The organism is Streptomyces sp. CB01881 (genome assembly GCF_002953255.1).
Taxonomy (GTDB): domain Bacteria; phylum Actinomycetota; class Actinomycetes; order Streptomycetales; family Streptomycetaceae; genus Kitasatospora.
In genome coordinates, this window is sequence record NZ_CP026498.1 from 5067447 (window position 1) to 5080201 (window position 12755).

Sequence of the window (12755 nt, forward strand, 5' to 3'; positions counted from 1 at the left end):
GGAAACGGACATGGACTTCGACACCCCGCTCGCCGAGGCCTGGGTGCGCGCGATCGCCGCCGCCGTGGAGAAGGAGGCGCAGCGGCTCACCGAGCTGGACTCCGCGATCGGCGACGGCGACCACGGCAGCAACCTCCGGCGCGGCTTCACCGCCGTACTGGCCGCGCTGGACGGCCTCGACCCGGCCGGCCCGGGGGCGGTGCTGACTAGGACCGGCACCACGCTGATCTCCAAGGTCGGCGGGGCCTCCGGCCCGCTGTACGGGAAGGCCTTCCGCGCCCTGGGCGCCGCCCTGCCCGGTCCGGCGGGTCCGGCCGCGTTCGGTGAGGCGCTGGCGGCCGGGCTCCAGGCGGTGCGCGGCCTCGGCAGGGCCGAGCCGGGCGACAAGACCATCGTGGACGCCTGGACCCCGGCGCTGGCCGCCTACCGGGCCGCGGTGGCGGCCGGCGCCGACCTGCCCCGGGCGGCCGGGGCGGCGGCGGACGCGGCCGGGCAGGGCGCGCTGGACACCGTCCCGCTCCAGGCCCGCAAGGGCCGGGCCTCCTACCTGGGCCCGCGCAGCGTCGGCCACCAGGACCCGGGCGCGGCCTCCACCGCCCTGGTCTTCCGCGCCCTCGCCGAGGTCACCGCGGCTCAGGCCTGATCGGTCCGGGTGATCAGGAGCAGCAGGGCGTCGTCGTTCAGCTCCCCGCCGGTGTGCTCCAGCAGGTCGGCGTAGACCCGGCCGACCGCCGCCTCCAGCTCCGCCGAGGAGCGGGCCGCGCCCCGCACCAGCGGGCCGACCCGCTCCGCCAGCGGGTAGAACCCGCCGTTCCTGCGGTGCCGGGCCTCGACCACGCCGTCGGTGCAGAGCACCAGCACGTCCTCCCCGCCGAACGGCTGGTTCCAGCTGGCCGGCTCGCCGGCGGCGAGCCGGCCGAGGCCGAGCGGGACCCACGGGTCGGGCGCGTGGAGGACGTGCACCCCGCCGTCCGGGTCCACCCGGATCGGCGGGACGTGCCCGTACTGGAGCAGCTCCATCACGCCCGGCGTGCGGAACTCGGCGAACAGGGCGGTGGTGAACTCTCCGTCCGGCGCGTGCCGCTCGACGCTGGCCTCGATCCGGGCGGCCACCCCGCGCAGCCCGGACTCGTCGTACGCGGCCTCGCGGAAGGCGCCGAGCACCACGGCGGCGGTCTGGACGGCGCCCAGCCCCTTGCCGCGGACGTCCCCGACCGCCACCCGGGTGCCGTGCGGGGTCTCCAGGACGGAGTAGAGGTCCCCGCCGATGCGCGAGGCGTCGGCGGCGGAGACGTACCGCACCGCGAGGTTCAGCGGCCCGACGACCGGGCCGGGCAGGCGCAGCAGCGCCCGCTGGGCGGCCTCGGCGACGGAGCTGACGGCCGCGAAGGCCGCGGCCCGGCGCATCCTGATGTGGGCGACCCAGGCGGAGAACACGGTGAGCAGCAGGTAGCTGACCATCGCGCCGTAGAGGAAGCGCTCGTCGTTGACGTTGTCGACCTCGTCGTAGTGGCTGAGGCCGAACACCGCGAACAGGCCGAAGGAGCAGACCAGCAGCAGTTCGAGCGGGCGCAGGGTGAGCGCGGCGATGATGGGGACGACCGTCATCAGCGGCGCGAGGTAGCGGTCCTTGCCGGAGAGCAGGTCGGCCAGGCCGACCAGCAGGGTCGCGACCACGGCCGGCGTGGCCCGGCGCCAGAACGGCACGTCCTGGAGGTCGGCGGCCAGCAGGGCGCCGCGCTTGCGGTCCGGCGGCAGCCCCGCGGCCGTCGGGGCCGTGGGTGACTGGGCTCGACGGATCGGGAACACATGTCGAACATAACGGACGATCAGCCACCCCACCCCCGCACCCGGGGACGGCCCGACCCGCCGGCCCCGCACTGGGCCAATCGGTACCAAAATGACCGATTTGTCATACAGTGCGGCTAAAGCGGCTAGGCAAGGGAGGCCATCACCGGTGTCCGAATACCGCAACACCCGCCACATCTCCGGCCCGCCGGCGCGCACGGCGGCGCGCCCCGACCAGTGGCCCAGGGTCTTCCTGACCGGCTTACTGCTCTGGGTCGCCACCGTCGCCGTCACCTTCGTCACCGGCAACAGCAACCTGGTGCCGACGATCGTGCTCCTCGGCAGCTTCCTCGTACCGGCCACGATGGTCGCCTGGGTGTACGAGCGCTACGCCGCCGACCTGGGCGCGGACCGGATCCTCGCCTGCTTCGGCGTCGGCGGCATCATCGGCGTCCTCGGCGCCTCGGCGCTGGAGACCTACCTGCTCTCCCCCTCGGTCTGGATGTACCTCGGCGTCGGCCTGATCGAGGAGGCGGTCAAGCTCGCCTCCCTGGTCCTGATCTGCCGGCACCTGCGGGTCGGCGGACTGCGCTACGGACTGGCGCTGGGCGCCACCGTCGGCGCCGGCTTCGCCGCCTTCGAGAGCGCCGGCTACGCGTTCAACGCCGTACTCAGCCTCCAGGGCCTCTCACTGAGAAACCTGGTGGAGACCGAGATCCTGCGCGGGGTGCTGGCGCCGGTCGGCCACATCCTGTGGACGGCGATCCTCGGCGGGGTGCTGTTCCGCGAGCGGCGCGGCGGCCGCTTCCGCCTCACGCTTCCGGTCGTGCTCACCTATCTCGGCGTCGCCCTGCTGCACGCACTCTGGGACTCGACGAGCGGCATCGCGGTCTGGCTGGTCGCGAGGACCACCACCAGCGACTGGCAGCGCACCCTGTTCGACCTCGGCCACATGCCGGACCCGACCAGCGGGCAGGTCCACCTCTACACGCTGTACGACACCCTGGGGCTGGTCGTGGTCGCGCTCGGAGGCCTGGTCTGGCTGCGGCTGCTGGTCCGCCGCGAGCGCGCGGCGATCCCGGCCCAGTACCCGGCGGCGCCCGCCTGAGCCGCCCCGCGCCGGCGCGGACCGCGCCCGAATCCGCCCGCCACCCGGCGCGGATTCGGGCGCGGCGTGTCCAGGCGCATACGCTCAGCTCTCGGACCGCGTGCGCGCCGCCCCGGCGGCCGGGCGCGATCCGCACCACGCCACCCCTTCCCCGGGGAATACCCCGCAGGGGTATGGTGTTATCAGCAGAGCAGCCCGGGCGCACGCCCGCGGCGATCCAGACCTCCTGGAGGCCCCGATGTCCAGCACCATCACCTACACCGTGACCGGCATGAGCTGCGGCCACTGCGAGAGCTCGGTCAGCAAGGAGCTCTCCGCCCTCACCGGTGTCACCGAGGTGGCGGCCGACGCCAAGGCCGGCACCGTGACGCTCCTCGCGACGGCCGAGCTGGACGACGAGCAGGTCCGCGCGGCCGTCGACGAGGCCGGCTACGAGCTGGTCGGCCGGTCCGTCTGAGCCCCGCGCGTACGGCGGGGGCCCGCACCCGGCGCTCCCGCCGTACCCTCCGACCGAGGAGATGATCATCATGAGCACCTCCGCCCCGGGAGTGGCCGGACTGACGGACCGCGTCGAGCTGTCCATCGGCGGGATGACCTGCGCCTCCTGCGCCGCCCGGATCGAGAAGAAGCTCAACCGGATGGACGGCGTCCAGGCCAGCGTCAACTACGCCACCGAGAAGGCCCGGGTCGACTTCGGGCCTGGGGTCGGCGTGGCCGACCTGATCGCCACCATCGAGAACACCGGCTACACCGCCGAGCTCCCCCCGCCGCCGGCCGCCCCCGAGCCCGCGACCGCCACGCCGGACACCGCGCCCGGGCAGCCCCCGGCCGACCCCCTGCTGGACCGCCTGCTGGTCAGCGCCGTGCTCAGCGTCCCGGTGGTCATGCTGTCGATGATCCCGTCGATGCAGTTCACCAACTGGCAGTGGCTGGCCTTCGCGCTCACCGGCCCGGTGGTCGTCCACGGCGGGCTGCCGTTCCACCGCGCCGCCTGGACCAACCTCAAACACGGCGCCGCGACCATGGACACCCTGGTCTCGCTCGGCACCCTGGCCGCCTTCGGCTGGTCGTTCTGGGCCCTGTTCTGGGGCGACGCCGGCATGCCCGGGATGCGGCACCCGTTCTCGCTCTCGGTCGGCGCCACCGACGCCTCGTCCACCCTGTACCTGGAGACGGCCGCCGGCGTCACCGTGCTGATCCTGCTCGGCCGCTACCTGGAGGCACGCTCCAAGCGCCGGGCCGGTGCCGCCCTGCACGCCCTGCTCGACCTCGGCGCCAAGGACGTCTCCGTCCTCCAGGAGGACACGGGCGGGGGCGGGAGCGGGCGCGAGGTCCGGCTGCCGGTGGACCGGCTGACCGTCGGGACGCGCTTCGTGGTCCGCCCGGGCGAGAAGATCGCCACCGACGGCGTGGTCGTCGAGGGGGCCTCCGCCGTGGACGCCTCGATGCTGACCGGCGAGTCCGTGCCCGCCGAGGTCGCCGTCGGCGACGCCGTCACCGGCGCCACCGTCAACGCCGGCGGCCGCCTGGTGGTCGAGGCCACCCGGGTCGGCGCCGACACCAGGCTCGCCCGGATGGCCCGGCTGGTCGAGGAGGCCCAGAACGGCAAGGCCGCCGTCCAGCGGCTGGCCGACCGGATCTCCGCCGTCTTCGTGCCGGCGGTCATCCTGATCGCGCTCGCCACCCTGGTCGGGTGGCTGCTGGCCACCGACAACCCCACCGAGGCCTTCACCGCGGCCGTCGCCGTACTGATCATCGCCTGCCCGTGCGCCCTCGGCCTGGCCACCCCGACCGCCCTGATGGTCGGCACCGGCCGCGGCGCCCAGCTCGGCATCCTGATCAAGGGCCCCGAGGTCCTGGAGTCGACCCGCCGGGTGGACACCGTCGTCCTGGACAAGACCGGCACCGTCACCACCGGCCGGATGACCCTGCTCGCCGTCCACACCGCCGAGGGCGTCACCGAGACCGAGGCCCTGCGGCTGGCCGGCGCCGTCGAGCACGCCTCCGAGCACCCGATCGCCGCCGCGATCGCCGCGGCCGCCGCCGCCCGGACGGGCGAGCCGCCCGCCGTGGAGGAGTTCGAGAACCTCCCCGGCCTCGGCGTGCAGGGCACCGTCGAGGGCCGCACCGTGGTCGCCGGGCGCGCCTCCCTGCTGGCCGGGCGCGCGCTGCCGCTCCCGCCGGAACTCGCCCGGGCCGAGGCGGACGCCGAGGCCGCCGGCCGCACGGTCGTCGCGGTCGGCTGGGACGGTGCCGCGCGCGCCGTGCTGGAGGTCGCCGACGCGGTCAAGCCCACCAGCGCCGAGGCCGTCGCCGACCTGCGCGGGCTGGGCCTGCGCCCGGTCCTGCTGACCGGCGACAACGCCGCCGTGGCCGCGGCCGTGGCCGCCGAGGTCGGCATCGGACCGGAGGACGTGATCGCCGAGGTGCTGCCGGAGGAGAAAGTCGCCACCGTGCGGCGCCTCCAGGCGGAGGGCCGGGTCGTCGCCATGGTCGGTGACGGCGTCAACGACGCGGCCGCCCTCGCCCAGGCCGACCTGGGCCTGGCCATGGGCACCGGCACCGACGCCGCCATCGAGGCCGGCGACCTCACCCTGGTCCGGGGCGACCTGCGCTCCGCCGCGGACGCCATCCGGCTCTCCCGCCGGACCCTGGCCACCATCAGGGGCAACCTCTTCTGGGCCTTCGGCTACAACGTCGCCGCGATCCCGCTCGCCGCCGCCGGGCTGCTCAACCCGATGATCGCCGGCGCCACGATGGCCTTCTCCTCGGTCTTCGTGGTGACCAACAGCCTCCGGCTGCGCCGCTTCCAGGCCGCCTGACGGTCTGACCGCCCGGAAACGGACGGACGGGCCCGGACCACACCTCGTGGTCCGGGCCCGTCCGCATCGGCGCGTCCGTTCAACGGCCCAGCAGCTCGCCGCCGTTGCAGTGCAGGATCTCCCCGGTGACGAAGCCGGCCTCCGGCGAGGCCAGGAAGTAGACCGCCGCAGCCACCTCACCGGCCTCCCCGATCCGGCCCAGCAGCGTCCTGGCCGCCCGCCGGGAGACCTCGGCCTCGTCCAGCCGCGGGCCGAAGAACTCGGTGCCCGCCACCGTGCCCGGGGCGACGATGTTGGCGGTGATGCCCGACGTCCCGAGCTGGGCGGCCAGGAAGTGGTTCCAGGCGTGCAGCGAGGCCTTGGAGGCCCCGTACGAGCCGGCCCCGCGCAGCGCGGCGATCGAGCTGACGGTGACCACCCGGCCGGTGCCCGGGGTGAGCCGGTCCCGGACGGACTCGGTGAGCAGCACCACGGTCAGCACGTTCCGCTCGAAGTCGCCGCGCCAGCGGGCCAGCAGGGCGTGCGGCCCGCCGCCGATCACGGTCTCCCGGCTGCCCGCGTTGTTCACCAGCACGTCGATCCGCTCGGGCAGTTCACCGAGCGCGGCCTCGACGGCGTCCGGGTCGGCGAGGTCGCAGACCAGCGGGGTGACGTTCGGCCCGAGGCCGGCCGCGGCCTGTTCGAGCACCGCCCGCCGGCGGCCGACGATCACGACCTGTTCGCCCGCCTCGGCGAAGCGACGGGCCACCTCGTACCCGATCCCCGTGCCACCGCCGGTGACAACCACGTTCCTGGCCATCTGCGCACTCCCTCCCCAGTTCCGCCGCCACGCTGCGAGGGTGCGGGGCGGTCCGTACCGGAATGCCACGATTACTATCACGCTCGGTTGCCGTCACTGCGGGGAGGGTGACGTAGCCGCCCGCAGAAGGTGTGATATGGGACGGACACCGCGCGCACACGGAGCGTGGCGAGAGGCAGCTCACACCCCCCGGGCGTAACTTCTCGCACGCTGATACGTCTTAGGTTGGTAGTGCGGCAGATTTTCCGGTGGGCGATGACGTGGCGAACGGCTTCACGTCTCCGCGTGGCACCACTGCCGCCGACGGGGCTCCGGCGGGCCCCGGGACGGTCGCCGACCTGTCGGCGGCCTTCGCGCACGGCGCCGGGGAGTGGCGGGTCTGGGACGCTTTGAGCGGCCGTCCCGGGCTGCGGCCGCCCCCGGAGTCGTGCGCCGTACGTTTCCACCCTCGCGGGTGACGGCGAAGGGCCCGGCCGGTGGCCGGGCCCTTCGTGGTCCTGCGTCGGCGAGCGCCTCAGCGGGCCCCGAGCTCCACGTAGTCGCGGATCGCGGTGCCGGTGTAGATCTGGCGCGGACGGCCGATCCGGCTGGTCGGGTCGTTGATCATCTCGTGCCAGTGGGCGATCCAGCCCGGCAGCCGGCCGAGGGCGAACAGCACGGTGAACATGCTGGTCGGGAAGCCCATGGCGCGGTAGATCAGGCCGGTGTAGAAGTCCACGTTCGGGTAGAGCTTGCGCGAGACGAAGAAGTCGTCCTTGAGCGCGTGCTCCTCCAGCTTGAGCGCGATGTCGAGCAGCTCGTCGGACTTGCCGAGCTGGCCGAGCACCTCGTGCGCCAGCAGCTTGACCTGCGCGGCGCGCGGGTCGAACGCCTTGTACACGCGGTGGCCGAAGCCCATCAGCTTGACGCCGTCCTCGCGGTTCTTCACCTTGCGGATGAACGCGTCGACGTCGCCGCCGTCCTTCTGGATGCTCTCCAGCATCTCCAGCACAGCCTGGTTGGCGCCGCCGTGCAGCGGGCCCCAGAGCGCCGAGATGCCGGCCGAGATCGAGGCGAACTGGTTGGCGTGGCTGGAGCCCACCAGGCGGACCGTGGAGGTCGAGCAGTTCTGCTCGTGGTCCGCGTGCAGGATCAGCAGCTTGTCCAGGGCGTTGACGACGACCGGGTTGAGCTCGTAGTCCTCGGCGGGCACCGCGAAGGTCATCCGCAGGAAGTTCTCGACGTAGCTCAGGTCGTTACGCGGGTAGACGAACGGCTGGCCGACCGACTTCTTGTACGCGTAGGCCGCGATGGTCGGCAGCTTCGCCAGGAGACGGACCGTCGACAGGTGACGCTGGGCGGCGTCGAACGGGTTGTGGCTGTCCTGGTAGAACGTGGACAGCGCGCCGACCACGGACGACAGCATCGCCATCGGGTGGGCGTCCCGCGGGAAGCCCTGGTAGAAGCGCTTGACGTCCTCGTGCAGCAGCGTGTGCTGGGTGATCTCGCGGTTGAACTCCGACAGCTGGTCGGCCGTCGGGAGCTCGCCGTTGATCAGCAGGTACGCGGTCTCGATGAAGCTGCCCTGCTCGGCGAGCTGCTCGATCGGGTAGCCGCGGTAGCGCAGGATGCCGTTGTCGCCGTCCACGAAGGTGATCGCGGACTTGTACGCGGCGGTGTTACCGAAGCCGTTGTCCAGGGTGACCAGGCCGGTCTGCGGGAGCAGCTTCGAGATGTCGAAGCCGGCGTTGCCCGCAGTGCTCTCGACGACGGGGTACTCGTACTCGCCGTCGTGGTACCGCAGTACTACCGAGTTGTCGCTCACGTCTTCCTCACCGACGAAATGAATCCTCTTCCAAGGTGCCCTGACTGTCTCTACCATCCCCCATCTGGCGGACAGCCGCGCACCCGGGGTGGCCCGAAAGGGACCGCCCCTACAAAACCTGCCGCCGCAGCCGGTACGAACCGGACAAGATCGGCACCCCACCAGGCTCTGCCGTAAATCTCTTCACGTCAAGAGAACAATAGAGGCAACCATCCGTTGGAGAATCATCCAGTGGCCAGCCGATGATCCAGCGCGGCGTGCCTCCGACCTGCGCTGACGGTCCGAACGGCCTGCCCGATCGCCTTGCGTGACCCGACCAGCACGACCAGTTTCCTTGCCCTGGTCACAGCCGTGTAGAGCAGGTTCCGCTGGAGCATCGTCCACGCGGACGTGGTGACCGGAATCACCACGACCGGGTACTCGCTCCCCTGCGACCGGTGGATCGTCACCGCGTACGCGTGCGCCAACTCGTCCAGCTCGTCGAAGTCGTACGGCACCTCCTCGTCCTCGTCGGTGAGAACGGTCAGCCGCTGGTCGTCCACGCTGAGCGAGGTCACCACCCCCACCGTGCCGTTGAAGACCCCGTTCCGCCCCTTGTCGTAGTTGTTCCGGATCTGCGTCACCTTGTCCCCCACCCGGAACGTCCGCCCGCCGAAACGCCGCTCCGCCAGCCCCTCCCGGGCCGGCGTCACCGCCGCCTGCAACAGCGTGTTCAGGTTCCCCGCACCGGCCGGCCCCCGGTGCATCGGCGCCAGCACCTGGACGTCCCGCCGCGGGTCGAACCCGAACCGCTGCGGGAGCCGCCGCGCCACCACGTCCACCGTCAGCCCGGCCGCGCGCTCGGCATCGTCCTCCACGAACAGGAAGAAGTCCGCCAGCCCCTCCGTCAACGGCGGCAGCCCCTCGTTGATCCGGTGCGCGTTCGTCACCACCCCCGACTGCTGCGCCTGCCGGAAGATCCTGGTCAGCCGCACCGACGGGACCGGCCCGCCGTCCGCCAGCAGGTCCCGCAGCACCTCGCCCGCGCCCACCGACGGCAGCTGGTCCACGTCCCCCACGAACAACAGGTGCGCCCCCGGCGCCACCGCCTTGACCAGCTTGTTCGCCAGGATCAGATCCAGCATCGACGCCTCGTCCACCACCACCAGGTCGGCGTCCAACGGCCGGTCCCGGTCGTACGCGGCGTCCCCGCCCGGCCTCAGCTCCAACAGCCGGTGCACCGTCGACGCCTCCACCCCGGTCAGCTCGGCCAGCCGCTTCGCCGCCCGGCCGGTCGGCGCCGCCAGCACCACCTTGGCCCGCTTCGCCAGCGCCAGCGTCACGATCGACTTCACCGTGAACGACTTGCCGCAGCCCGGACCGCCCGTCAGCACCGCGACCTTCTCGGTCAGCGCCAGCCGCACCGACTGCTCCTGCTCCGGTGCCAGTTCCGCCCCGGTCCGCTTCGCCAGCCACCCCAGCGCCACCGGCCAGTCCACGTCCGCGAACCACGGCATCCGGTCCGAATCCGCCCGCAGCAACCGCAACAGCTGGTTGGCCAGCGAGATCTCCGCCCGGTGGAACGGCACCAGGTACACCGCGGTGATCGGCTCGCCACCCTCCCCCGGCACCGACTCCCGCACCACCCCCTCGGCGGCCACCAGCTCCGCCAGGCAGTCGATCACCAGCCCCACGTCCACCTGGAGCAGCTTCACCCCGTCCGCGATCAGCCGCTCCTCGGGCAGGTAGCAGTGCCCCTGGTCGGTGCTCTGCGACAGCGCGTACTGCAGCCCCGCCTTCACCCGCTCCGGGCTGTCGTGCGGGATCCCCACCGCCTGCGCGATCCGGTCCGCCGTCAGGAAGCCGATGCCCCAGACGTCCGACGCCAGCCGGTACGGCTCGTTCTTCACCACCCCGATCGAGCCGTCCCCGTACTGCTTGTAGATCCGCACCGCGAGGGACGTGGAGACGCCGACCCCCTGCAGGAAGACCATCACCTCCTTGATGGACTTCTGCTCCTCCCAGGCCACCGCGATCTTCTTCGTCCGCTTCGGCCCGAGCCCCGGCACCTCGATCAGCCGGCCCGGCTCGTTCTCGATCACCTCCAGGGTCTCCACCCCGAAGCGCTCGACGATCCGCTCGGCGAACCGCGGCCCGATCCCCTTGATCAGCCCCGAGCCGAGGTAGCGCTGGATGCCCTGGATCGTCGCGGGCAGCACCGTCGTGTAGTTCTCCACCACGAACTGCTTGCCGTACTGCGGGTGCGACCCCCACCGCCCGTGCAGCCGCAGCGACTCCCCCGGCTGCGCCCCCAGCAGCGCGCCCACCACCGTCAGCAGGTCGTTGCTGCCGCGACCGGTGTCCACCCGGGCGACCGTGTAGCCGGTCTCCTCGTTGGCGTACGTGATCCGCTCCAGCACACCCTCGACCTGGGCGAGCTGGCGCGGCGGGCCCTGCTGCGTCTGCTGCGTCTGCCTGGCCACCGGGTCCCCTTCACCAATGCGGGTGCAGTTCTGCTACGCACCGTACCGCCCGGGTGCGACAGCCCGGGACCAGGTGCCAGGCTGGTAGCCCCGGAGGGGGGCCCGCCCCCTGCCCGCCCCCTGCCCGCGCCCCGTCGCGACCGGCAACGCCCGAGGAGCACCGCCATGCTCACCACCGCCTTCGCCCCCGGCTCGCCCAACTGGCTCGACCTCACCAGCCCGGACGCCCCCGCCTCCGTCGCCTTCTACTCCACCGTGTTCGGCTGGACCTTCGAACCGGCCGGCCCGGAATCCGGCGGCTACGGCTTCTTCCAGCAGGACGGCCGCACCGTCGCCGCCCTCGGCCCGGGCGGCGAGGCGGCCCGCCCCGGCTGGACGGTCTACTTCTGCACCGCCGACGCCGACCGGACCACCGAACTGGTCGAGGCCGCCGGCGGCAAGGTCCGCCTCGCCCCGTTCACCGTCTTCACCGACGGACGGGCGGCCGGCTACACCGACCCGACCGGCGCCGCCTTCGCCGTCTGGGAACCGCGCGACACCCCGGGCCTGGACGCGGTCGACGAGCCCGGCACCTTCTGCTGGGCCGAGTGCTTCAGCGTCGACGCCGAAGCGGCCAAGGCCTTCTACCGCGCCGTCTTCTCCTGGCAGGAGCAGGACGTCCCGCTCGGCGACGTGATGTACACCGTCCTCACCCCCGCCGGCGGCGGAACGGAGGACGCCCACGGCGGCATCGTGCAGCTCGGCCCCGAGCACACCGCCGCCGGCACCACCTCGCACTGGCTCCCCTACATCGAGGTCCCCAACGTGGACGCCGCCGTCGCCCTCGCCGGACAGCTCGGCGCGACCGTCCGCACCGCCCCGGCCGACGTACACGGCGTCGGCCGCCTCGCCCAGCTGACCGACCCGCACGGCGCCGCCTTCGCGGTCATCACCAGCTCCGTGGAAGGCGGGTGACGCCGGATCACCCCACCGACGGAGGCCGGACGCCGCCCCGAAAGGGCCTGGACGGCCCTGGACGGCCGCTGAGGGGCACGCGCAGGGGTGCGGGTGAGAAGCAGGGCGGACAACGGGCGGGCCGGGGCCTCACGCGCCCGTCTAGGCTGTGATCATGACCGACCTGACGATCCGCCGGGCCACCGCCGATGACCTGCCCGCGATAGTGGCCATGCTCGCCGACGACCCCCTGGGCGCCGCCCGCGAGAGTCCCGACGACCTCACCCTCTATCGCGAGGCCTTCGCCCGTATCGACACCGACCCGAACCAGCACCTGGTCGTCGCCGAGCGCGCCGGCCGGACCGTCGGCACCCTCCAGCTGACCGTCGTCCCCGGCCTCTCCCGCAAGGGCTCCACCCGGACGATCATCGAGGCGGTCCGGATCCACGCCGACGAACGTGGCAGCGGCCTCGGCACCGAACTGATCCGGTGGGCGGTCGACCGTTCCCGCGAACTCGGAGCCGACCTCGTCCAGCTCACCTCCGACGCGACCCGTACCGACGCCCACCGGTTCTACGAGCGCCTCGGATTCGTCGGTTCGCACCTCGGCTTCAAACTCGCGCTGTAACCCGGATGCATGCCGCGCCCCCGGCGCGCACCCGATTCCGCCGCGCCGCCATTCCGGGAAACGCGGAACTCCGGGAAACGCAGAGAACCCCCACCCGGGATCCGGGTGGGGGTTCTCTGTGAATGATCGTTCGGCGGCGTCCTACTCTCCCACAGGGTCCCCCCTGCAGTACCATCGGCGCTGTGAGGCTTAGCTTCCGGGTTCGGAATGTAACCGGGCGTTTCCCTCACGCTATGACCACCGAAACACTATGAAACTGTCGGCCGCACCATGACAGGCCATGTCATGGGGTCGTTGTTTCAGAACAACACAGTGGACGCGAGCAACTGAGGACAAGCCCTCGGCCTATTAGTACCGGTCAACTCCACCCCTCACGGGGCTTCCATATCCGGCCTATCAACCCAGTCGTCT

At 72.5% G+C, this 12755-nt stretch carries 10 protein-coding genes and 1 rRNA gene; 6 read left to right on the top strand and 5 right to left on the bottom strand.

Features of this window, described 5'->3' with window-relative positions; translation table 11 throughout:
* Positions 1-10 precede the first annotated feature (10 nt).
* Positions 11-643 carry a dihydroxyacetone kinase subunit DhaL gene (gene dhaL, locus C2142_RS12065; protein WP_148642645.1) on the top strand — a complete coding sequence of 211 codons (633 nt, stop codon included), beginning with the start codon at positions 11-13 and terminating at the stop codon, positions 641-643.
* Here the strand turns inward: dhaL and C2142_RS12070 are convergent.
* Entirely contained in the window at positions 634-1809 is a 1176-nt protein-coding gene (locus C2142_RS12070) for a PP2C family protein-serine/threonine phosphatase (protein ID WP_241002531.1), read from the bottom strand. The two genes, dhaL and C2142_RS12070, sit on opposite strands and share 10 nt — an antisense overlap.
* A 148-nt stretch (positions 1810-1957) precedes the next feature.
* Between C2142_RS12070 and C2142_RS12075 the strand changes: the two genes are divergently transcribed.
* From C2142_RS12075 to C2142_RS12085, 3 genes are all read left to right on the top strand, one after another.
* The gene (locus C2142_RS12075; protein ID WP_241002532.1) at positions 1958-2896 is read left to right on the top strand and encodes a PrsW family glutamic-type intramembrane protease; all 939 of its coding nucleotides are present in this window, start codon (positions 1958-1960) and stop codon (positions 2894-2896) included.
* A gap of 238 nt (positions 2897-3134) precedes the next feature.
* Entirely contained in the window at positions 3135-3353 is a 219-nt protein-coding gene (locus C2142_RS12080; protein ID WP_148642648.1) for a heavy-metal-associated domain-containing protein, read from the top strand.
* 70 nt (positions 3354-3423) lie between these two features.
* Complete coding sequence (locus tag C2142_RS12085) at positions 3424-5718, top strand: heavy metal translocating P-type ATPase (RefSeq protein WP_148642649.1); 2295 nt, start codon at positions 3424-3426, stop codon at positions 5716-5718.
* A gap of 79 nt (positions 5719-5797) precedes the next feature.
* Here the strand turns inward: C2142_RS12085 and C2142_RS12090 are convergent, their stop codons facing one another.
* The 3 genes from C2142_RS12090 to C2142_RS12100 form a co-directional block, all read right to left on the bottom strand.
* Positions 5798-6517, bottom strand: coding sequence for an SDR family oxidoreductase (locus C2142_RS12090; RefSeq protein WP_148642650.1), 720 nt, complete (start codon positions 6515-6517; stop codon positions 5798-5800).
* Between the two features lie 514 nt (positions 6518-7031).
* Positions 7032-8321 (bottom strand): citrate synthase, encoded by a 1290-nt coding sequence (locus C2142_RS12095; protein WP_148642651.1) that lies wholly within the window; start codon positions 8319-8321, stop codon positions 7032-7034.
* A gap of 224 nt (positions 8322-8545) precedes the next feature.
* On the bottom strand, positions 8546-10783 hold the full coding sequence (locus C2142_RS12100) for an ATP-dependent RecD-like DNA helicase (protein WP_148642652.1): 2238 nt from the start codon (positions 10781-10783) through the stop codon (positions 8546-8548).
* A 165-nt stretch (positions 10784-10948) separates the two neighbouring features.
* Between C2142_RS12100 and C2142_RS12105 the strand changes: the two genes are divergently transcribed.
* Positions 10949-11737, top strand: coding sequence for a VOC family protein (locus tag C2142_RS12105; protein WP_148642653.1), 789 nt, complete (start codon positions 10949-10951; stop codon positions 11735-11737).
* Between the two features lie 154 nt (positions 11738-11891).
* The gene (locus tag C2142_RS12110; protein WP_148642654.1) at positions 11892-12344 is read left to right on the top strand and encodes a GNAT family N-acetyltransferase; all 453 of its coding nucleotides are present in this window, start codon (positions 11892-11894) and stop codon (positions 12342-12344) included.
* A gap of 128 nt (positions 12345-12472) precedes the next feature.
* Here the strand turns inward: C2142_RS12110 and rrf are convergent.
* Positions 12473-12589, bottom strand: a 5S ribosomal RNA gene (gene rrf / locus C2142_RS12115).
* Positions 12590-12755 lie beyond the last annotated feature (166 nt).

What these genes read in the sequence shown, in the direction of transcription:
- C2142_RS12105 (WP_148642653.1), top strand. Translation starts at nt 10,949, where the DNA reads ATGCTCACCACCGCCTTCGCCCCCGGCTCGCCCAACTGGCTCGACCTC.
- C2142_RS12110 (WP_148642654.1), top strand. Translation starts at nt 11,892, where the DNA reads ATGACCGACCTGACGATCCGCCGGGCCACCGCCGATGACCTGCCCGCG.
- C2142_RS12090 (WP_148642650.1), bottom strand. Translation starts at nt 6,517, where the DNA reads ATGGCCAGGAACGTGGTTGTCACCGGCGGTGGCACGGGGATCGGGTAC.
- dhaL (WP_148642645.1), top strand. Translation starts at nt 11, where the DNA reads ATGGACTTCGACACCCCGCTCGCCGAGGCCTGGGTGCGCGCGATCGCC.
- C2142_RS12080 (WP_148642648.1), top strand. Translation starts at nt 3,135, where the DNA reads ATGTCCAGCACCATCACCTACACCGTGACCGGCATGAGCTGCGGCCAC.
- C2142_RS12085 (WP_148642649.1), top strand. Translation starts at nt 3,424, where the DNA reads ATGAGCACCTCCGCCCCGGGAGTGGCCGGACTGACGGACCGCGTCGAG.